Origin of the sequence: Bradyrhizobium sp. SPXBL-04 (genome assembly GCF_051853035.1) — a bacterium.
GTDB classification, from domain to species: Bacteria; Pseudomonadota; Alphaproteobacteria; order Rhizobiales; family Xanthobacteraceae; genus Bradyrhizobium; species Bradyrhizobium zhanjiangense.
Genome location: NZ_CP182472.1, coordinates 5,053,549 through 5,073,868 on the forward strand (window position 1 = coordinate 5,053,549; position 20,320 = coordinate 5,073,868).

Genomic DNA, 20,320 nt, shown 5'->3' on the forward strand with positions numbered 1-20,320 from the left:
CTCACGGCCGCTTCGGAATGTTCAGCCCCCGCTGCACCGCCGGACGCGCAAGGCCCCGTTCGAGCCAAGCACCGACCGACTTGAACTGGCTGAATGCGACGAGATCGCCGGCGCCGTAGAAGCCGATGAGATTGCGCACCCAGCCGAGCATGGAGATGTCGGCAATGGTGTAGTCGTCATCCATGAACCATTGCCGACCGGCGAGATGCGCCTCCATCACGCCGAGCAGGCGCTTGGACTCGTCCACGTAGCGTTCGAGCGGCCGCTTGTCCTCGAACTCCTTGCCGGCGAATTTGTAGAAGAAGCCGACCTGGCCGAACATCGGCCCGATGCCGCCCATCTGGAAATGCACCCACTGGATGGCCTGGTAGCGGCGTGCGGCGTCCTCCGGCAGAAGCTTGCCGGTCTTCTCGGCGAGGTATTGCAGGATCGCCCCGGATTCGAACAGCGGCAGCGGCCTGCCGCCGGGGCCGTTGGGATCGAGGATCGCCGGGATCTTGCCGTTCGGATTGAGCGAGAGGAATTCGGTCGTCTTCTGGTCGTCCTTGCCGAAATCGACGAGATGGACTTCGTAAGGCAATCCGATCTCCTCCAGCGTGATCGAGACCTTGACGCCGTTCGGCGTCGGCAGCGAATAGAGCTGAAGCAGTTCGGGATGTTTCGCCGGCCAACGTTTGGTGATGGGAAAAGCAGATAGAGCGGACATCGGGACCTTTGATGCATGGACTGAGGCGTGCTCAATCTAGGCAGGACGCCGTGCGGCGCAAGTCACTATCCGTCCCTGCGAGCCCTCGCTTATGGCGGCAGCGTTGCCATCGCCACGATCGGAGTCCTTGCGTCATGTTGCAGTCGGTACTCGATGAACCGTTGACCCGTGATCAACAGCAGGGCCGTAAAGGCAATCGCCAGCATCGCGGTCGCCAATTGGCAGACGTCGTACATGGTATTTTGTCCCTCAACAGTCATTGGCCAACGACCGTTCAAGGACCATGTTCCTCGCCCGCTTGAAAATATTGCCGCATTTTCCCACTCTCCGAGACAAGGCCATCGCACTGTTCCAGCCGCCCGCGCAGGGACCATTGAGCCTTCCAAGCGTTATCGCCGGATGAGCATCGAGAAGCGCGCCCTGCTCGACCATGCTGAGCGATGTCGCCGTGTCGCCGGCGAACTCGCGCATAACGCAGCCGCGCGGCGGTTGCAGTCAATGGCCGAGGAGTACGAGGAGAGAGCAGCAAGACTGGACGACGATGGCGTTGATGTGAAGCGGAGCCATGCCCGTCGCTGCCACGCGGGAGACGGAAGCGATCGCGAGGGCCACGGAAGCCTCAATAGTTGATCTCCATTCTCAGCCCCCGCGGATCGATCTCGTCGTCGCCGACACGTTGCGTGCTATCGCGCGCCGCGACCGCGCAGGCGCAGGCATCGATGAGATCATCGCGGCCGATACCGGTGCGGTAGCGAAGCGTCAGCCATTTGGGCAGGCGCGTGAATCCGCGCTGCTCCAGGAGCGCGATGCGCTGTTCGCGGCCTTGCGCCGATGTCTTCTTCGCAAGAAGGACTCGTCCTGCCAGATTCCAGAAAATCAACTCCGGATGGGCTTCGCCGATGCTGGCTTGACGCGCCGGCGTCATGATCGCGTCGACGTCCCTAATCTTGTCCCTGATGTTCCAGAGCTGCGCGGATACGCCCCTGCCCTCGCCCTCGCGCGCCCAATAATAGCGATTGGCCGCAGCCATATCCGGAAATGTCCAGAGGTCGCGGCGCGCGCCGAGAAATACGGCAGGCCCGATCAATTCGCGTGCACGCAGATCGCAAGCGCGATAGCCGCTCGGATTCAAACCGATCGGCATGTCGATCATTGCGCGCGCATGCGGCATCACGAGCAGGCGCGTCAGGCCCGGTGAATAATCGAAGCCGTGATCGCCGCGCTCATCGATCCAGGCCGCGACCCAGCCGAAGCGAAATCCATCAAGGCCGAGATAGGTTGGCACGTCGTGTGTCCGTCATTTCCAATTTCTCACGCGCGCCGCTTGACGCCCGCAAGTTGCGGGCGTATGTCCCGCGCCCTCGCGATCACTTCCGTTCGCGAAAACAATGAACCCAGTGATGAAGCACAGCTACGAAAGATTTGCGCGACTGTCGAATGGCCTGCGGCCAATCGATTGCGCATGCCTGGCTCATGGGAGCGATCTTGCCTGACCGCAAGATCGACAGTCCGCTTCTCACGGACCCTCCCGAGCCTACCGCTCCGGAGGGTTTTTTGTTGCCCGCCGCGCGGCCCATTCAGACATCCCGGCAATGGCCGGAACCGGAGACCCCAGATCCCGGGGCTCGCGCAAACGATGCGCGTGCCAAACCGCCTGGACTCGCCTCAACGGCTTCTCTGAGGCGCCACGGTTGCGTGGATCGCTGCGTCGGAGACGGCGTTTAATTGATGCGCAACGACAACGACCCCGGACGCGGGACTGCGCCCCGGGGCCAAGCAGGACTCAAGACCATGCGACGATCCGATCCCTACATGGAACGCGCCCGCGAGCTCTGCCTCGCCGCCGGCATCGATCCCGACTCGCGCGTCGGCGAAGGACGCGGCCAGCCGGCCTGGTGCTCGTACCGGGACGCCGCGCGCAAGGAGCATCTCGCCCGCGAAGCCAACACCGCCGCGAGCGAGATCGCGAACCTGCGTCCGCAGGAGGCGCGCTTCCAGAACGCGCCGCTGAAGATCTTCGGCCCGCATGAGGAGGCGACCGTGGCGCAGATGCGCAACTGCATGACGGTCGGCAATGTCGTATCCGGCGTGATCTGCGCCGATGGCCATCTCGGCTATGCCCAGCCGGTCGGCGGGGTCATCGCCTACGAGAAGCAGATCAGCATCTCCGGCGTCGGCTTCGACATCGGCTGCGGCAACATGGCCGCAAAGCTCGACACACGCTTCGACGACATCGCCAACATCGTGCCCACGATCATCCGCGACGTCGCCAAGACGATCTCGTTCGGTGTCGGCCGCGCCAATGCCGAGCGGGCCGAGCATGAGCTGTTCGACGACGGCGATGCCTGGCGCGAGAGCGACATGGAGGCCTACCGTCAGAAGGCGATGAGCCAGCTCGGCACGGTCGGATCGGGCAACCACTATGTCGACCTCATGCGTGACGAGGAAGGCTTTGTCTGGATCGGCGTCCATTTCGGAAGCCGCGGCCTCGGACACACCTCCGCGACGCGCTACCTCAAGGCTGCCGGCGGCAAGGATGGCATGAACGTCCCGCCCGCCGTGGTCGACGAGGAGTCCGAGCTCGGCCGCCGCTACATCGCGGCGATGCATCTCGCCGGGCGTTACGCCTATGCGGGTCGCGAGTGGGTCGTCGAGCGGGTCCGCCAGATCATCGGCGGCAGCGTGATCGAGAGCGTGCACAACCACCACAATTACGCCTGGCGTGAAACCCACGAGGGCAAGGATCTGTGGGTGGTGCGCAAGGGCGCGACGCCGGCGTTTCCCGGCCAGAGGGGATTCGTCGGCGGCTCGATGGGCGACGATGCCGTCATCCTCGAAGGCGTCGACAGTCCGCAGGCCAAGGCTTCGCTGTACTCGACCGTGCACGGCGCCGGCCGCCTGTTCGGACGACGGGAGGCGAAGCGGCGCTTCTCGCGCGCGGAAATGGACCGCTGGCTGAGCGAACGCGGCATCACCCTTGTTGGTGCCGACCTCGATGAGAGCCCGATGGCCTATCGCCGCCTGCCGGACGTGCTGGCGCAGCACGCCGGCACCGTGCGGGTGCTGCACACGCTGCGGCCGTTCGCCGTCGCCATGGCCGGCGAAGGCGAGTTCGATCCGTGGAAGGACTGACGCAAACAGCGAGTGGGAGGTAGGCCCCCCACTCGCAGCATTTTTGTGTGTTGTCCGGTGACGCGCGAACGGGCTTTGCGCCGTGTCTCATCTCGTCAGATATTCGCGCATCAGGGCGCGGGCGCGATGCAGACGGGCCTTCACGGTCTGCCTGGAGGCCCCGAGCGCGACGGCGATCTCGTCGATGGTCATCACCTTGACGTCGCGCATCAGGGCGACGTCGCGATAGTGCGGTGGCAGCGCCTCGAAGGCGGCGGCCACATCGAGCCGCAGATCGGCTTCCGGGCGAGCCAGCAGTGCCGCCTCCGCCTCGCCGTCGTCGATCGCCGGCGCAAGGCCTGCCTTGCGCGCGAGCCGCAGGCATTCGCGGCGGACCACGCTGAACAGCCAAGCCGAAAACGCCAGCAGCGAGCGGATCGTCCCGACGTGCCGGAACAGGATCCACAGCGCTTCCTGCGTCGCATCCTCGGCATCCGCCGAGCTGCGGCAGGTCGCCCGCGCATCGCGGCGGATGTCGGGCTGTGCCGTCTCCAGCAGAGACGCGATCGCCTGGGGGTCGCCGAGCCGCGCGGCCTCGAACAAATTTGGCGAGATCGCAGCCGCGCTCACGATGCCCCTCCCTTGCCGATGCCGGCCACCGCGCACATCGGGCAATAGCCGACGAGGCCGGTCACTGCTAAGCCCGCTCCGCCGAGCGCGACCAGCCACGCCGCGGTGCCGGCGAGATAGACGAACGCTGCGACCGCGACCGCGACACCCAAGACGATCCGCACCGCCTGATGCGGGCCGCCGATGTTCTTCCTGTAGAATCCGATCACATCCTCCGACATGGCCGAGACTGATCGTCTCGACCATCAAGAGGGCGCGATCCCCAAAAAGGATTCGCAGTGTCGGGAGATTTTTTCGCGGTCAGCCTCCGGCCGCCTGATAAGCCAGGCGCTTGAACTCGAAGAAGAACGGATTCCAGAAGCCCATGTAGCGCTGGGTCATCAGCACGCCGGCGGTGTTGGCCTCAGGGCAGATCCACCAATGGGTGCCGGCAAGCCCGCCCCACTGGAATTCACCAATCGAATTCGGGGGATCGAAAGGCGTGGGCGCGAAGGTGACGGCACCGCCGAGGCCAAAGCCCTTGCCGGGGATCGGCCCGAGATTGGCGAAGCGGATGGTCTGGCCGGCGGGCAGTTGGTTCGTCATCATCTGCCGCAGCGACTCCGGCTTCAGCAGCGCATCCGAACCGGGCAGCAGCGCGCGCACCAGCGCCAGCATGTCGGCCAGGGTCGAGACCAGACCGCCGCCGCCGGACAACCGCGGCAACGGCCGCCGATAGGCCTGAGGATAAGGCAGATGATCGGCCCGCGTGAGGCCGGGCTTCATCGGATCAAGCACGTCAGCGCCGTTATAGAGTGCGACCAGCCTGCCCTGCTGCGCTTCCGGCACGTGGAAGCCGGTATCGATCATGCCGAGCGGATCGAAGATGCGGGCCTTGAGCAAGGCGTCGAGCGGCTGGCCGGAGACGACCTCGACGACACGGCCGAGCACGTCGGTTGCCACCGAATATTCCCAGCCGGTGCCGGGATGATAGGACAACGGCAGATCGGCAAGCCGGTCGATCATGTCGGCGAGCGGCGTCAGCGGATTGAGCACGCGCGCCTCGTTGTAGCCTTTGAACAGCACCGTGCCGGGATCGAAGATGCCGTAGCTGAGCCCGGACGTGTGGGTCAGCAGCTGGCGGATCGTGATCGCGCTCCTCGCCGGCTCGACATCGGCAAGGCTCGCAGCGCCCGGCTTCAACACCTTGCGATGGCCGAGCTGCGGCAGGAATTTCTCGACGGCATCATCGAGCCCGACGCGGCCTTCCTCGACCAGCAGCATGATGGCGCAGGTGATGAAGATCTTGGTGTTGGAGAAGGCGCGGAAGATGTGGTCGGGCCGCAGCGCAGTGCTACCCTCGCGATCGGCAAAGCCGACGCATTGCTGGTCGACGACATCGCGGCCCCGCAGCACGGCCCAGGATGCACCCGGGATGATCTCCTGATCGACATAACGCTGCATTGCCGTCCGCGCGGCGGAAAAATCAGGTGTCCTGGCGTCCATGTGTTTCCCCAACTATCGTTGGGTCGGATATAGCGGGAATTCGCAGGAAATAAAGACCTCCCCCGCGAGCGCTATCCTTCCTTCATGAACGCAGTGACGTGCAGGCGACGCCGAATCCGCATGCCCTGCCGCTCGTACAGCGCAATGGCGGACGTATTCTTGGAAAACACGTGCAGGAACGGAAATTCGCCGCGCGCCTCGATCTGCCGCGCGACCGCCGCGAGCAGCGCCTGCGCGTAGCCGTGGCCGCGATGATCAGGGTGCACGCAGACGGCCGTCATCTCGACGAATTTTCCCGGCTTCATCCGCTCGCCGGCCATCGCGATCAGTTCGCCGCCGGCACGGATGCCGAAGAACGTGCCGAGTTCGTGCGTGCGCAGCGCGAATGGACCGGGCTTGGTCAGCTCGGTCAGCGCCATCATGGCAGGCACGTCGGCGGGCCCCAGCGTGACGATCTCGGCATCACGGAGGGGGCTGTCGGCCGGCGATCCGATCATCTGCTCGCCGCTTTCGGCGAGCACGATTTTGAAGCCGGCGGGCACGTCGACGGGCTCCGGCGTGAACAACGCCGCGACCTGCGAGCCCGACATGAGATCGCCAAGCGCGGCAAAGCTTGCCTCGGACATGTCGACCATGTCGGCAAACGGCGTCATGTCCACGGGATAGCGCAGCGCGCGCGGGCCGCCTTCGGCCAGATGCTTCTGGCTGGTTGTCAGCGCGCTCCAGATCGGACGATCCAGCAGCGCCACATCGCTGTCGGACACCGACCTAGTCCTTTTCGAAGCTGACGATCACCGCCGCATTGGCGATGAGGATGGGGTCGTTGGCCACTTCTGTGGCCGAGGGAACCTCCAGCCCGCCCTTGACCGCGGTGACGGTCACCGTCCCGTAAGGCAGCTCCTTGGCGACCGCCTCCTTGTCGACGGCCTCCGGATTCGGCACGCCGATCGTGACGTCGACGAACATGTCATTCGCGGTCTTCCCGATCATCCGGAAAAAGCCGAGGCTCGAATGCCTGATCGCGTCCGACACCGCCCGCTTCGCCGCCTTGGTGGCGTCCCTGCCGTGGACATCGACGCCCATGCCCATCTCGGTGACACAACGAACGCGAGTCATTTCCTGATTCCTGTCATTGGTTTGGTGATTTGCGAGTGTCGGCGATTAAGGAGCGTGACACAAGTGCAGTTGATTTATTGGGACGAGCTGCTGCCACGAACTCGTCATTGCGAGCGCAGCGAAGCAATCCAGACTGTCACCGTGGAAAGATTCTGGATTGCTTCACTGCGCTCGCAATGACGAGGGTGGTGAGAGCATCGACTCACGCCTTCGATTTCTCATGCGCCCGCAGCTCGTCGACCAGCACCCGCACGTTCTCCGAATAATCGATCGGGATCGAGACCAGGTGCACGCCGCCCTCCTGGAAGGCCGCCTCCAGCGTCGGGCCGAAGCTGTCGATGCTCGCGATGCGATGCCCCTTGGCGCCGTAGGCCTTCGCATAGACGACAAAGTCCGGATTTCCAAAGGTCATGCCGTAATCGGCAAAATGATCGACCGCCTGCTTCCAGCGGATCATGCCATAGGCGTTGTCCTCGAGCACCAGCACGACGAGATTGAGCTTGAGGCGGACGGCAGTCTCCATCTCCTGGCTATTCATCATGAAGCCGCCGTCGCCGGCGACCGCGAGCACGCGGCGGTCCGGATGGAGCATCGCGGCCATCATCGCCGACGGCAGGCCGGCACCCATCGTCGCCAGCGCGTTGTCTAGCAGCAACGTGTTGGCGACACGGGTGCGGTAATTCCGCGCGAACCAGATCTTGTACATGCCGTTGTCGAGCGCGACGATGCCGTTCTCCGGGATCACTTGGCGGATGTCATGCACGATCCGCTGCGGCGTCGGCGGCCAGCGCGCCTCGGTGGCGCGATCGGCGATGTGACTGAGGATCTCTTCGCGCAACGGCAAGAGCGCCGCTGCCTGCGGCAGCTTGCCTTCGAGTCGGTCGGCGAGCAGCTCCAGGCTCGGGCCGACGTCGCCGACGACCTCGGCGTCGGGAAAATAGACCAGCTCGACGCTCGCCGGCGTGTAGCTCACGTGAATCACCTTCGGCCCCGCCGGCCCCATGATGAAAGGCGGCTTCTCGACGGGGTCGTGGCCGATCGCAACAATCAGGTCGGCGGCATCGATCGCGTCATGGACGTAGTCGCGTTCGGATAGCGCGGCGGTCCCCATATAGAGATTGGTGCCGCCGGGCACGGTGCCCTTGCCCATCTGCGTGGTGAAGAAGGGAATGCCGGTCCGCCGCACGAAGCTTGCGATGCCATGCGTCGACCGCGGCCGGCTGGTCGCAGCGCCCATCATCACCAATGGGCGCTTTGCAGCCAGGATCATCTCGGCGGCACGGTCGAGTGCGGCGCGATGGGCGACCGGAATTTCGATCGGGTGAACCGGAATGACCGGGGCGGCGGGCACTTCATCGCCGGCGATATCCTCGGGCAACTCGAGATGCACCGGCCCCGGCCGCTCTTCCATCGCGACGCGAAAGGCGTCGCGCACCACGGTCGGGATGCTGGAGGCGCTGACGATCTGCCGCGACAGCTTCGTCAACGGCTTCATGGTCGCGACCACGTCGACGATCTGGAAGCGCGCCTGCCGGCTGCTCATGATCGGCTTCTGGCCGGTGATCAGGATCATCGGCATCGCGCCGAGATGCGCATAGGCCGCGCCGGTGGACAGATTGAGTGCGCCAGGTCCAAGTGTCGACAGACATACGCCGGGCTTGCCGGTCAACCGCCCATGCGTGGCGGCCATGAAGGCGGCGGCCTGCTCGTGGCGGGTCAGGACCAGCTCGATCCTGGAGGTGCGGAGCGATTCGACGAGATCGAGATTCTCCTCGCCGGGTACACCGAAGATGCGGTCGACGCCCTCGTTCTCCAGCGCCGCGACAAACAGGTCCGATCCTTTGACTTTGTGGTCCTGTCCGCTCATGTTTGTCCCCGCTTGCTGTGCTGACTCCTGCGTGTCACAGGAAGGGCCTATGGTAGCGGCTCGCGGCGCGGACACAACTCACAAAGCGGCGCGCGACCACTTCAACATCGTCATTGCGAGCGCAGCGAAGCATTCCAGACTTTTTCGGCGGATACATTTCTAGATTGCTTCGCTGCGCTCGCAATGACGGAGGGTCGAGTGGCGGCATACCTCCCTCTTGTGTCCCGGACGCGCTGCAACGCTCTTGGCGTTGCAGCTCAGAGCCGGGACCCAGCAGGGCGCGCACTCGCTGATGCATGGCCCCCGGCTCTGCAGCGCATCACTTCGTGCTGCGCAGCGTCCGGGGCACGAGACCGTTGCGGCGCGGAGTGCAGTCCGAGGTTTTCCGATTTCGCTTCGCTGATCCGCGCTGCGAATCTCTTCTACGAGCTCAACGAGTCAGGCGCGCTGCCCTTCCCGGGCCGAAGTTCCTCACCCAACAAATCAGCACCAAATGGCCGCATATGAGTCCGCAACCTTTGGCAGCGCGAAGGATTCATGGTCAGCGACTCTTCTGTCGCGATCTCAACTGCCAACCTCAAAGGAGTTCACATGGCTCTTCTCGGAAACCTGCTCGGCACGGTCGATGGCCTGCTTGGAACAGCAACGGGTACGCTGTCAGGCGTCGCCGATGCAGGTGGAAGTGCAACGGCCGGTGCCAGCGGCTCGGTCGATCTGTCCCACACGCTCGATGTAGGAGCGCTGATCGAGACCAACCCCAGCATCGATGTCTCCGCGTCGGGGCTTGCGGGAACCGGCGGCATCGACGCATCGATCTCCGCGCCGACCGCGGTCGGCCTTAGTGCGGACGTCGGCCATCTCGATGTCGGTGGCCTCCTCCACGGTCTGGTCTGAATAGCAATTCCCCAATGACCGATAGTGACGTGGGGCCTCGGCCCCACGTCACGCCATGCGTAGCCGCCAGCGCCCCCGGCGCAGACACAGACCCTGCAGACTCTTTTGACACCTTAAGGACATTCAGATGGCGGCAGCGCTCTTGACGGTCGCGGACGAGGCGGCGGAGCAGCCTTATCGTCGCGGCGACGACGTGCGCGAGGCGCTCAAGAAACTCTGGCCGCACTTTCTTTGGGCCGGATTGTTCTCGAGCGCGATCAATCTGCTCTATCTCTCTTCACCGCTCTATCTGATGCAGGTCTATAACCGCGTCCTGCTCAACGAGAACATCTCCACGCTCGTTCTGCTCACCCTCATCCTCGCCATCGCGCTTCTGACCATGGCAGGCCTCGACGCGGTGCGCGCCTGGATCCTGATCCGCTGCGGCATACGGCTCGACATGGAGCTGTCGACGCGCGTGTTCGAAGCGCTGGTGGTACGATCGGCCGAGCGCGGCGCCTCGCGTGGCGCCCAGCAGCTGCGCGATCTCGACCAGTTCCGCACCTTCGTCACGGGCTCCGGCATTTATTTCGCGTTCGACCTGCCCTGGATTCCGATCTATCTGCTGCTGCTGTTCTTCATCCATCCCCTGCTCGGCCTCGTCGCCACCATCGGCGCGCTGTTGCTGCTGGGGCTCGCAGGCGTGAACGAGGTCCTGACCCGCAATCCGATGAAGCAGGCCGAGGCATCCGGCAACCAGTCCTACGTCTTCACCGAGAACGTTCTGCGCCACGCCGACGTGATCCGCGCCATGGGCATGCAGCCGGCGGTCGAACGCAACTGGCAGAGCCAGCGCTCCGCGATGCTGGTGCAGCAGGCGGTCGCCAGCGACAAGAATGCGGTGATGACCTCGTCGATCCGGTTCTTCCGCCTGTTGCTGCAATCCCTCATGCTCGGTGCCGGCGCCTGGCTCGCCATCGACCATGCCATCACCCCCGCGACCATTTTTGCGGCCAGCATCGTCATGGGCCGTGCGCTGGTCCCAGTCGAGCAGGCGGTCGGCACCTGGAAGCAGTTCATCGGCGCGCGCGACGCCTACACGCAGGTGCGCGACCTGCTCGCCACCATCGACCTCTCCACCCCGCAGACCATCGTGCCGAAGCAGCGCAACACGGTCGAGGTGCGCGAGCTCGTCTGCGAATTGCCGTCACGGCCTGAACCGGTGCTGAAAGGCCTGTCCTTCGAGCTCGGCGGCGGGAAAGCGCTCGGCATCGTCGGCCCGAGCGGCTCGGGAAAGAGCACGCTGGCGCGCCTCCTGGTCGGCGCGATGGCACCCGCTGCCGGGCGGCTGCGCTTCGGCGGGCTCGACTACAATCACTGGGATCCCGTCGAATTCGGCCGTCATGTCGGCTATTTGCCGCAGGATGTCGGCCTGTTCGCCGGCACCGTACGCGAGAACATCGCGCGCTTCGGCGATGCTTCGACCGACGAGATCATCGACGCTGCCGTTCGCGCCGGCATTCACGACATGGTGCTTGACCTGCCCCGGCAGTACGACACTCGGCTCGGCGTCGGCGGCGTCGGTCTCTCCGGCGGCCAGCGGCAGCGGCTCGGCCTCGCGCGCGCCCTGCTCGGCCGCCCGCCACTGCTGGTGCTGGACGAGCCCAACGCCAATCTCGATGGGCCCGGCGAAGAGGCGCTGAAGGCCGCGCTGCTCAGCGCCAAGGCCGACGGCGCAGCCGTCTTCGTCATCACTCACCGCACCACGATCCTCGACATCGTCGACGTCATGATGGTGCTGCGAAGCGGCATGCTCGACATGCTCGGCCCGCCCGGCGAGGTCTATCAGGCCTTGCAGCAGCAGGCTGCCGCACGGGCGGCCGCATCATGAGCACGCTCGGTGCAACCTATATCGCCGACCGCGAGCGCGCCTATTACGCGCGGCCGGGACGGCCGGCCCTGGTCGGCGCGATCGTGGTCGGCGCATTCGCTTCGGCCATGATGTTGTGGGGCACACTCGCCCCGATCTCGGGCGCGGCGATCGCCAGCGGCAATCTCCAGGTCGAGGGACGACGCCAGAGCGTGCAGCATCCCTATGGCGGCGTGATCCGCCAGCTTCTGGTCCGCGACGGCGCTCACGTCGAAAAGGGGCAGCTGCTGCTCGTGCTCGACGACAGTGATCCCCGCGCCAAGCTGGACGTGCTGGTCGCCGACCGCGACGCCTCGCGCGCGGCGCAAGCGCGTCTGATGGCCGAGCGCGACGGCCAGGCCGCGCCGGAGTTCGGCGTCGATCCGAAGGATGCAAGGCCCGCGCTGCGGCAAGCGATGGCGAACGAGATTGCGATGATGGCCGCGCGAAAGCACCAGTTCGAAGCGGAGACCGCCGTGCTCCGGCGCAAGATCGCCGAGCTGAACGCGCAGATCGACGGCACTCAGGCGCAGCTCACCGGCACCGAGAAGCAACGCGAATTGCTCTCTGACGAGATGACCGGTGCGCAGCACCTGTATGAACAGGGCTACACGCCGAAGACGCGAATCCTGGCCTTGCAGCGCGAGAACGCCAAGCTCCAGGCCGACATAGGCGCGCAGCGCGCCAGCATTGCCGGCATGCAGCAGCAGATCGCGCAGAACGAGGCCGAGATCGCCAAGGCCGAGCGTGCCCGGATGAGCGAGATCACCGATCAGCTCCGCTCGACCGAAAACAAGCTCGCCGAGCTCGCCCCGAAGATCGACGCCGCGACCGACGTCGTCACCCGTACGCAAATCCGCGCGCCTGCGACCGGATCCGTGGTCGGGCTCGACGTGTTCACCGAAGGCGGCGTGATCCAGCCCGGCGCAAAGCTCATGGACATCGTGCCATCGGACAATCCGCTGATCGCGGATGCGCAACTCAAGCTGTCCGACATCAACGACGTCACGGTCGGCCGCCGCGCCGAAATCCGGCTGACCGGCGTCAACTATGTCGAGCGGCCCCGCCTTTACGGCACCGTGCGAACGGTCTCGGCCGACCGCGTTACCAACGACAAGTCCGGCGGCCCTGGCTATTACGCCGTCGAGGTCTCGCTGGAGCCGGAGGACGTCAAGAAGTCGCGCATCGAATTGCAATCGGGCATGCCGGCCGAGGTGATCGTGCCGACGCGGCCGCGCACGCTGTTCGAATATCTGTTCGGGCCGCTGCGTGACGAGCTGACCCGCGCCTTCCGCGAACGCTGACCAGGAGCAAGGCCGATGGCTGCATCCGAGCAGAACAACCGCCGCGCCGAAAAGGCCGAGATTGCCCGCAACATCACGACGGAAGAGACGGTCGCATTCATGACCGCTCTGGTCGCCTTCCTGAAGGAGGCCGAGGCCGCCGGACATCATGGCAGCAGCGATGCTCAACGGACGCTGGATCTGCCGTCCACCCCCGCGCACCTTGGCGATCCGACGCCGGCGGAGACGATGCCGGGCGACCACCAACCGATCTCTGGCGATCAACATGCCGATGCGAGCGCACCGCCGGCGGACGCAACGTCAACAGCGCTTCATATGGACGTCGCGGATGTCGCTGTGTCGCATGCCGATGGGGGCGTCGAAGTCGCTGCCACCCGGGACATCCCGGTCAGCGCGACGGCTCCCGCTGACAGTCACGCCGCGGCTCCCATCGCTCCCGTCGCATCCGATCATTCTGGAGGAATCAGCACCAGCTCCACGCACGCCGATGTCGCGACCTCCGTCTCCATCGATCCGGCGTCGTCACTGCACGAGCTCGGCAGCACGATCACGAACCTTGTCGACACCTCGCTGGCGGCGGTGTCGCACACGCTGGACAGTCTGAGCACGACAGTGACCCAGTTGACGTCGGCCGTAACTGGAACGATTAGCCAGCTCACCGACAGCGTCACTGGCCTCGTCGGCGGCTTGCTGCATTCGGTCGGTGGCGACATACATGACGCGTCCGCCCCCGACCTGTTCAACGCGCTGGTCACGGATATCGTGAGCACGCCGCCGGCCTCGCACCATGACGGCGCCACGACGCACCATGCCGATATCAGCGGTCTCGACACAGCCGGCGCGGTGCCGATGGCGACGCTGCCACCGCTGACGATGCATCTCGGCTTTCTTGGCCAGCCGAGCGACAGCCACGATATCCACGACGGCGCGTTCTCGGCGCTCGGCGTGCATCATTTCTAGGGCATTCCAAATCGACGCCGGGGGCAGTTCGCGTTGACAGCCGGACATATCTGACTAAAGTCAGACATTATGCTCGACCCTGTCTCCCGCGTCCGCCGCTTCAACCGCGCCGTCACCTCTGCCGTCGGTGCGCTCGACACCTCGTTCCTGGGGCGTGGCCGGCCGCTCGGCGCGGCGCGGGTGCTCAACGCGATCGGGCACGGACGCTCGGACGTGGCGGAGATCCGCGACTATCTCGGCCTCGATTCCGGGCTGATGAGCCGGCTGCTCCGCAGCCTCGAGGACGAAGGGCTGATCGAGACCAACGCGCGCGAGGACGATGCGCGCCGGCGGATGGCAAAGCTCACGCGCGCGGGCCGGCGCGAGTTCGCGGCCTATGAGGCGCTGTCGAACGCGCAGGCCGATGGCATTCTGGCGCAACACTCGCAAGCCGAGGCGCTGCTGGCGGCGATGGACCTGATCGCCTCCGCGCTGACGCGCGAGCGTGTCACGCTGGACGAGATGGACCCGCAAAGCGCGGAGGCCCGCCATTGCCTCGGCGAGTACTATGCCGAGCTCGGACGCCGCTTCAAGCAGGGCTTTGACGTCTCGCGCTCGCGCGATCCCGATGCCAAGGACATGCGCCGGCCGCGCGGCACGTTCATCGTTGCGATCTCGGACACGCTGCCGATCGGCTGCGTCGGATTGAAGGGCACCGATCACGGCTATGCCGAGATCAAGCGGCTGTGGGTGGCGCCCGCCGCGCGCGGGTTGCGGCTCGGCCGCCGCCTGATGGACGCGACCGAGGATGCTGCGCGCGAGCTCGGCATCACGCTGCTGCGGCTCGACACCAACAGCGCGCTGCCCGAGGCCGGCCAGCTCTACCGCAGCACCGGCTGGCGCGAGATTCCGCGCTTCAATGACGATCCCTACCCCGATCTGTTCTTCGAAAAGCAACTGTGACGCCGCGAGGCGAATTCGCCTCTGCTGCGTCGTGCTTGCAGCATGGGAGCTTCACGATGAACAGCGCCGATCTCGCCGAGACCTATCGCAGCTACATCGCCTGCCTGAACCGGCAGGACTGGCCGGCCCTCGGCCGGTTCGTGCATGACGATGTCGTTCACAACGGCCGGCCGCTCGGCCTGTCCGGCTATCGCGCGATGCTGGAGCAGGATTTCCGCGAGATTCCGGACCTACGCTTCAACATCGCGCTGTTGACCTCGGATCCGCCCACCATAGCCTGCAGGCTGACATTCGACTGCACGCCGGCCGGAAAATTCCTGGGCCTCGACGTGAACGGCAAGCGCGTGTCCTTTTGCGAGCACGTCTTCTACGCGTTTCACGATGGAAAGATCCGGCAGGTCTGGTCGGTGATCGACAAGGCGGCGATCGAGGCGCAGCTCTGACGCTGCGCCTCGATCTCGAACTTACGCCGGCGCTGGTGCGGCCTCGCCTTGCGGCTTTGCGAATGGGCGGAACGTCATCGCCATCAGGAAGGCGCCGAGGCCCATCGCCCAGGAGGCGATATAGAGCCAAGCATAACTCGAGAACGCGTCGTAGATCAGGCCGCCTGCGAGCGGGCCGGTTGCCATGCCGAGGCTGCCGGCCATCGCGGAGCCGCCGATCACCGTGCCCATCATCTTGAGCGGAAAGTTCTCGCGAATGAGGACGGCGTAGAGCGGCATGGTGCCGGCATAGATGAAGCCGAAGACGGCGCCGACCGCGTAGAACGTGGCGAGCTGATGCGCGAAGACATAGGCGAGCGCGCCGAATGCCTGGAGCAGGAGACCCGTGACCAGCACCCGCTTGGCACCGAAGCGGTCGCCGAGCACGCCGAAGGCGATGCGGCCGCCCAGGCCGGCAAAACCCTCGATGCTGTAGATCGTCACCGCCGCGACCAGCGGAATGCCGCAGCTCACCGCATAGCTGACGGTGTGGATGATCGGGCCGGAATGGGTGGCGCAGCAGAAGAAGTTGGTGGCGAGCAGGATCAAGAATTGCGGCGAGCGCAGCGCCTCGCCCATTGACAACTCGCCCTGCTCCGCGCCCTCGCCCTTTGGTGCAGCGGCAGCATGCGCGAGCGCCGGCGGACGGCGCACCAGGAACGAGACCGGGATCATGATGGCGCCGACCACCAGCGCGACGATCTGCATCGAGGTGCGCCAATCGTGGCCGGAGACGAGCCAGGCCGCAAACGGTGCCATCGTCATCGGCGCCATGCCCATGCCGGCCGAGACCAGCGACACAGCGAGGCTGCGTTGGGTCTCGAACCAGCCGGTCACGGTCGCCATCATCGGCGCGAAGATCGCCGCGCAGGCCGCTCCGACCAGGAGGCCGAACACGAACTGGAATACGATCAGCGAGGCCGCATGGCTCGCGGCGAACAGGCTCAGCGCCAGCACCGTCGATCCCGTCAGCACCACCGGCCGCGGCCCGAATCTATCCGTCAGCGTGCCCCAGACCATGCTGGTGAAGGCCATGGCCAGAAAGCCGATGGTCATCGCGCTGGAGATGCCGGTCACCGACCAGCCGGTGTCCTTCGTGATCGGCTGCAAGAACACCGGCAGCGAAAACATGCCGCCGATCGCGACGCAGCCAAGCAGGCCGCCGGCGGCGACGATCACCCAGCGGTAGGGGGATTGAGTCATTTTGGTCTCCCGTCAGATCTGTCTGGGTGGAAGACGAACGGGAACAGCGCCGGCCGACAGCGCAACGTCGTTTTTGCCGCACGCTTTTGTGACCTGCCAATAAAATTTGCGAAAAACAACCCCATGCACAGTAGCCGGCCCCTGCCGGATCAATGACTTACGGCGTTGCGACCGCGATTTGACGCGTCGGGCAAAACACCGGCACAATGGCATCATCCCGCTGAACTTGATCTCATTGCGATCGAACTTCGCCATCCTCGGTGCGCCACGTATCCTGCCCGGTTCGATGCTCAGATCTCGCTTAGCGCTCGCATGAAATTGGGCGTCGACCATGTTGCGACGCCGGTTCCGGCGAAGTCGCGGTCGGTGGTCCAGACATCGGCCTCGACGCTCCACGCCAACGCGAGCACATAGGCATCGCGCACCGATCCATTGCGGCTCGGCACGGCATCGCGAAGAGTCCCCTCGCACCGGGCGATGACCGGCTCCAACGATGCAACGGGAACGATCGTCAACAACTCCGATAGATCATCCAGCACATCGAGCAGTTCGGGGCGCTGCAAGCCGAGCGCGATGCGCCGACGCGCCTCCTGAACGACACGATCCGTCGTCACGAGGATCACCTTTCCGGCGGCGGCCAAAAGCGCGCCCGAACTTCGGCCGCGAACCGCGGCGACCAGAATGGCCGCATCGATGACGACAGTCGTCGGCCGTCTCACGCTTTCCGCTTGCGCGTCAGGGCCTTCACGGCCGCAACCGACCAGTCGACGGGATCGACCTCGCCGAAGCCGGCGAGCGCCGCATCGTCCGCAGCCGCGTCGCGGCCTTTGGCCAGTCGTTCCGCACGCGCCAGAACGGCCGCCAAGCGCTCCGGATCGGTCGCCTTGAGCGGGATCAGAAGCCCGACCGTCCGCTCACCCGATTTCACGGCCGTCGGGCCGGGCAACGCACCGATGGCTTCACCGGAAATCTTCTGTAGATCGCGGATGCTGATATGAGCCATGATGCTGACTTACATACGCCCATATGTAACAAACGGCAAGATGCTTTGCGCCGAACGCGCCCGTCCCGGCAACCAACGATCGGAATCTCGGCATGCTCGCAAGGGCTCCGGCTATCCCGCGCCCTTCAGCGCCCCATGCGCCGACCGCATCCGGCAGCGGCTCGGCAATGCCGGAGGCCTCGAGGACTTCGGCATCAACCTGATGCGCCTGCCGCCGGGCAATTGGTCGAGCCAGCGCACTGGCATTCGCGCGAGGACGAATTCGTCTACATCCTCGAAGGCGAAGTGACGCTGATCGAGGACGACGGCGAAACCGTGTTGCGCGCGGGCGACTGCGCGGCTTTCCCAAAGACAAGCGGCAACGGCCATCACATGATCAACAGGTCGAACACGACGGACGTCTATCTCGAAGTCGGCTCGCGCTCGCAAGACGACCTCATCACCTGCTCCGACATCGACATGATGAGCCCGGCATCCGACGGCCGGTTCCTGCACAAGGACGGCACGCCGTATCCGGACTAGGTGGACTCATGAGCCCGCGCAGCGGGCCATCTGGGTCGGGAGATGCAACGACATGCTGCCCGTCTCGCGTTGCCTCTCAGCCTACGGATACGCCCGCCTTTGCCCGGCTAATTCCGAGAGCCAGAATGCGATGCAGCAGGTCCGGGTAGTTAAGTCCGTCATGCCGAGCCGCCGTAGCGAACTCTTGGCTCTTTGCGATCTCGGGATTGGGGTTCGCCTCAATGAAATACGGCGTGCCATCGGCTGTGAGGCGAAAATCGATGCGCGCGTATCCATCGAGCCCAAGCGCCCGGTAGATGCGCTTTGCGGTGCGCTGAATGCGAGCGGTGACTTCGGGTGCGAGGTCCGTCGCCGGTCCGTCGACTATCCCGACACGCTCCTGATAATCGGTATCGTGCTTGGCTTTTTCGGTGGCGATCTGCCGTGACCTGCGCCCGCCCATGCTGCCGAACTTTAGCTCCCAAATGGGCAGAACTCGCAGCCGATTATTGCCGAGCACGCCGACATAAAGCTCGCGCCCCTCGATAAACTGCTCGGCGATGGCGGCGGTTTCGCTCCGGTCGTGGATGAACGCGACCCGCTCTGCGAGCTTCTCGTCCGTATCGACGATGGATGCCTGCGAGATGCCGAAGGATCCATCCAGGTTCAGGCTCTTGACGATCAGCGGCAGCGCGAGATGTGCAGGTCGCTTGACCTTGCGGCGCATCGGGAAGACGGCGAAGGCCGGAACCGCGATCCGGCGATGATGCACCAGCGTCTTAGACAGGTCCTTGCCGCGCGCCAGCATCAGACCACGCGGGTTGCAGCCCGTATACGGGACCTTCATCAGCTCGAGATAGCTCGCGATGTGCTGGTCATAGGCAACGTTATAGTGGAACTCTTCCAGCAACGTGAAGGCCACGTGCGGCTTGAAGCTCTCGATCTCGTCGCGCACCGGCCTGATTTCCTCCTGCGCGCCGAGGGGGCGAACCTCATGGCCGGCCGCGCGCAAGGTGCTCACCACGTCATATTCTGTTTTCCATTCGTTGATCTGTTGCGCGGTGTATCCGTCGGTCGAGTCCGGTGGCATGAAGTCCGGATGCATGAGCACCAGAATGCGAAGCCGTCTCATAGTGCGATCCATTTGCGGCGCGATGGGCCGAATAGCGCGTGCATGGTCTTGGCGGTCACGAGGACGGTGAAGTCGAGGACGAGCTTCTGCTCCGGTCCGACGGCACGCAGATCGAGCTCGCGGCAGCGGGAGATCATGTCGTCAAGCACGGCATCAAGCGTGAGCTGGTTCTCGCCCGTCCACCGCGCGACCAATTGCCTGATTTGGGCGCGGTGTCGCCTGATCAAGACCGAAGCCGGTTTTCCACGTTTATGCCGTGGGTCGGCGGAAAAGAGCCTGGAGAGGTCGCGGTCGTAGGTCTTCGGCGGCGTGAAGGCGTAGAACGCCTGCTTCTTCTTGTAATGGTCTTCGAGTGTTTCGCTGAGCTGGCGCAGCGGGTCGACACGCTCTCGCGTGGTGATCAGCGGTCGCTTTCCCGCAATCTCGCCCATCAGCTCGTCGACATATTCGAGTTTCTTCAGCGCTGGCCAACCGGCATATCGCGTCCGCCAGTTCGAACGCGGCCGCAGCCACACTGCAAAAGTTTCGGCGAAGTCTTCGTCGGGATGGCTCTGCGCGTACCAGAGGCGCAGATGTTGGACATAGCGCCGGCTGGCCGGATTGGGCCGGTAGTAGCGCGGGTAGTGTTTCGATGACGGGCCGAACAGCTGCTGCCAGCGCCGGCGGCGCTGCAATTGGTAGCCGTGCTGCATGGCATGGCCCGCCTCGTGACGAAGGATGGCCATGCACTCGTGCCAAGTTCCACCCTCGACATCGAACATCATCTTCTTCTCGAGCTTCATCAAGCGGGGATGGGCGAGATAAAATGGGATGGCAATGCCGGGAACACCCGCCGGACTAAACCATTCGCTCGAGATCCATGTATGTGGCCGCAGCCGGATGCCCCGCTCTTCGAGCTCTTCGTGGAGAGTGCTGACACAATCCTCGAGCCAAGTGCCTTCGACCGCAACCCCCAGGCTGCTGAGCCGTTGCTTGAGCAACTGATCATCCGACAGCCGTTCCCAACGATATTTCCGGCGTGGCATAGCGGATCTGGAAGTCCTAACAACCCGGTAGCTAGATGATGTCATAGGATGCTGCTGACAACAACTCGACC

The 20,320-nt window shown here is 64.8% G+C and carries 21 protein-coding genes and 1 pseudogene; 8 read left to right on the forward strand and 14 right to left on the reverse strand.

All coding sequences use genetic code 11. The features are described from left to right. Position 1 precedes the first annotated feature (1 nt). From ACNJX8_RS24070 to ACNJX8_RS24080, 3 genes are all read right to left on the reverse strand, one after another. Positions 2 to 706 (reverse strand): glutathione S-transferase family protein, encoded by a 705-nt coding sequence (locus ACNJX8_RS24070; protein ID WP_439356997.1) that lies wholly within the window; start codon positions 704 to 706, stop codon positions 2 to 4. Positions 707 to 795: 89 nt separating this feature from the next. Next, positions 796 to 942: a hypothetical protein gene (locus tag ACNJX8_RS24075; RefSeq protein WP_164939681.1), complete on the reverse strand. Its 147-nt coding sequence runs from the start codon at positions 940 to 942 to the stop codon at positions 796 to 798. Between the two features lie 383 nt (positions 943 to 1,325). Beyond that, a complete protein-coding gene (locus tag ACNJX8_RS24080) occupies positions 1,326 to 1,991 on the reverse strand; it encodes a DUF429 domain-containing protein (RefSeq protein WP_439356998.1) in 666 nt (221 codons plus the stop codon). A 506-nt stretch (positions 1,992 to 2,497) separates the two neighbouring features. Here ACNJX8_RS24080 and ACNJX8_RS24085 point away from each other — a divergent pair. Further along, complete coding sequence (locus tag ACNJX8_RS24085; protein WP_439356999.1) at positions 2,498 to 3,838, forward strand: RtcB family protein; 1,341 nt, start codon at positions 2,498 to 2,500, stop codon at positions 3,836 to 3,838. A gap of 87 nt (positions 3,839 to 3,925) precedes the next feature. Here ACNJX8_RS24085 and ACNJX8_RS24090 read toward each other — a convergent pair whose 3' ends face one another. The 6 genes from ACNJX8_RS24090 to ACNJX8_RS24115 all read right to left on the reverse strand — a co-directional run bounded on the left by ACNJX8_RS24090 (position 3,926) and on the right by ACNJX8_RS24115 (position 8,915). Continuing rightward, on the reverse strand, positions 3,926 to 4,447 hold the full coding sequence (locus ACNJX8_RS24090; protein WP_439357001.1) for an RNA polymerase sigma factor: 522 nt from the start codon (positions 4,445 to 4,447) through the stop codon (positions 3,926 to 3,928). Beyond that, complete coding sequence (locus ACNJX8_RS24095) at positions 4,444 to 4,668, reverse strand: YgaP family membrane protein (RefSeq protein ID WP_439357003.1); 225 nt, start codon at positions 4,666 to 4,668, stop codon at positions 4,444 to 4,446. Before ACNJX8_RS24095 ends, ACNJX8_RS24090 begins: the two co-directional genes overlap by 4 nt. A gap of 79 nt (positions 4,669 to 4,747) precedes the next feature. Continuing rightward, positions 4,748 to 5,932 carry a serine hydrolase domain-containing protein gene (locus tag ACNJX8_RS24100; protein WP_439357005.1) on the reverse strand — a complete coding sequence of 395 codons (1,185 nt, stop codon included), beginning with the start codon at positions 5,930 to 5,932 and terminating at the stop codon, positions 4,748 to 4,750. Between the two features lie 71 nt (positions 5,933 to 6,003). Next, complete coding sequence (locus ACNJX8_RS24105; protein ID WP_439357007.1) at positions 6,004 to 6,696, reverse strand: GNAT family N-acetyltransferase; 693 nt, start codon at positions 6,694 to 6,696, stop codon at positions 6,004 to 6,006. Between the two features lie 4 nt (positions 6,697 to 6,700). Then, complete coding sequence (locus ACNJX8_RS24110) at positions 6,701 to 7,048, reverse strand: Lin0512 family protein (RefSeq protein ID WP_128934323.1); 348 nt, start codon at positions 7,046 to 7,048, stop codon at positions 6,701 to 6,703. A 202-nt stretch (positions 7,049 to 7,250) separates the two neighbouring features. Next, positions 7,251 to 8,915 carry an acetolactate synthase large subunit gene (locus ACNJX8_RS24115; protein WP_249761181.1) on the reverse strand — a complete coding sequence of 555 codons (1,665 nt, stop codon included), beginning with the start codon at positions 8,913 to 8,915 and terminating at the stop codon, positions 7,251 to 7,253. 591 nt (positions 8,916 to 9,506) lie between these two features. Here ACNJX8_RS24115 and ACNJX8_RS24120 point away from each other — a divergent pair. The 6 genes from ACNJX8_RS24120 to ACNJX8_RS24145 all read left to right on the forward strand — a co-directional run bounded on the left by ACNJX8_RS24120 (position 9,507) and on the right by ACNJX8_RS24145 (position 15,346). After that, entirely contained in the window at positions 9,507 to 9,809 is a 303-nt protein-coding gene (locus ACNJX8_RS24120) for a hypothetical protein (protein WP_249761180.1), read from the forward strand. Between the two features lie 127 nt (positions 9,810 to 9,936). Continuing rightward, positions 9,937 to 11,679, forward strand: a complete 1,743-nt coding sequence (locus ACNJX8_RS24125) for a type I secretion system permease/ATPase (RefSeq protein ID WP_439357008.1) — start codon at positions 9,937 to 9,939, stop codon at positions 11,677 to 11,679. Continuing rightward, positions 11,676 to 13,001, forward strand: coding sequence for an HlyD family type I secretion periplasmic adaptor subunit (locus tag ACNJX8_RS24130; RefSeq protein ID WP_439357009.1), 1,326 nt, complete (start codon positions 11,676 to 11,678; stop codon positions 12,999 to 13,001). Before ACNJX8_RS24125 ends, ACNJX8_RS24130 begins: the two co-directional genes overlap by 4 nt. A gap of 15 nt (positions 13,002 to 13,016) precedes the next feature. Continuing rightward, on the forward strand, positions 13,017 to 13,961 hold the full coding sequence (locus ACNJX8_RS24135; protein ID WP_439357010.1) for a hypothetical protein: 945 nt from the start codon (positions 13,017 to 13,019) through the stop codon (positions 13,959 to 13,961). Positions 13,962 to 14,030: 69 nt separating this feature from the next. After that, entirely contained in the window at positions 14,031 to 14,903 is an 873-nt protein-coding gene (locus ACNJX8_RS24140; protein ID WP_091894945.1) for a bifunctional helix-turn-helix transcriptional regulator/GNAT family N-acetyltransferase, read from the forward strand. A gap of 56 nt (positions 14,904 to 14,959) precedes the next feature. Then, a complete protein-coding gene (locus tag ACNJX8_RS24145; RefSeq protein ID WP_439357011.1) occupies positions 14,960 to 15,346 on the forward strand; it encodes an ester cyclase in 387 nt (128 codons plus the stop codon). A 21-nt stretch (positions 15,347 to 15,367) separates the two neighbouring features. Here the strand turns inward: ACNJX8_RS24145 and ACNJX8_RS24150 are convergent, their stop codons facing one another. The 3 genes from ACNJX8_RS24150 to ACNJX8_RS24160 form a co-directional block, all read right to left on the reverse strand. Next, positions 15,368 to 16,588 (reverse strand): MFS transporter, encoded by a 1,221-nt coding sequence (locus tag ACNJX8_RS24150; RefSeq protein ID WP_439357012.1) that lies wholly within the window; start codon positions 16,586 to 16,588, stop codon positions 15,368 to 15,370. A 290-nt stretch (positions 16,589 to 16,878) separates the two neighbouring features. After that, complete coding sequence (locus ACNJX8_RS24155; RefSeq protein ID WP_439357013.1) at positions 16,879 to 17,307, reverse strand: PIN domain-containing protein; 429 nt, start codon at positions 17,305 to 17,307, stop codon at positions 16,879 to 16,881. Beyond that, complete coding sequence (locus tag ACNJX8_RS24160; RefSeq protein ID WP_128934333.1) at positions 17,304 to 17,591, reverse strand: hypothetical protein; 288 nt, start codon at positions 17,589 to 17,591, stop codon at positions 17,304 to 17,306. The genes ACNJX8_RS24155 and ACNJX8_RS24160 overlap by 4 nt, the downstream gene beginning before the upstream one ends. 40 nt (positions 17,592 to 17,631) lie before the next feature. Here ACNJX8_RS24160 and ACNJX8_RS24165 point away from each other — a divergent pair. Further along, positions 17,632 to 18,113: pseudogene (locus ACNJX8_RS24165) on the forward strand (cupin domain-containing protein). Positions 18,114 to 18,189: 76 nt separating this feature from the next. On the opposite strand, the gene ACNJX8_RS24170 reads toward ACNJX8_RS24165, so the two are convergent. Together ACNJX8_RS24170 and ACNJX8_RS24175 are read right to left on the reverse strand one after the other, a co-directional pair. After that, complete coding sequence (locus ACNJX8_RS24170) at positions 18,190 to 19,224, reverse strand: D-alanine--D-alanine ligase family protein (RefSeq protein WP_439357014.1); 1,035 nt, start codon at positions 19,222 to 19,224, stop codon at positions 18,190 to 18,192. Next, complete coding sequence (locus ACNJX8_RS24175; protein WP_439361964.1) at positions 19,221 to 20,249, reverse strand: putative zinc-binding metallopeptidase; 1,029 nt, start codon at positions 20,247 to 20,249, stop codon at positions 19,221 to 19,223. Before ACNJX8_RS24175 ends, ACNJX8_RS24170 begins: the two co-directional genes overlap by 4 nt. Between the last annotated feature and the right edge of the window lie 71 nt (positions 20,250 to 20,320).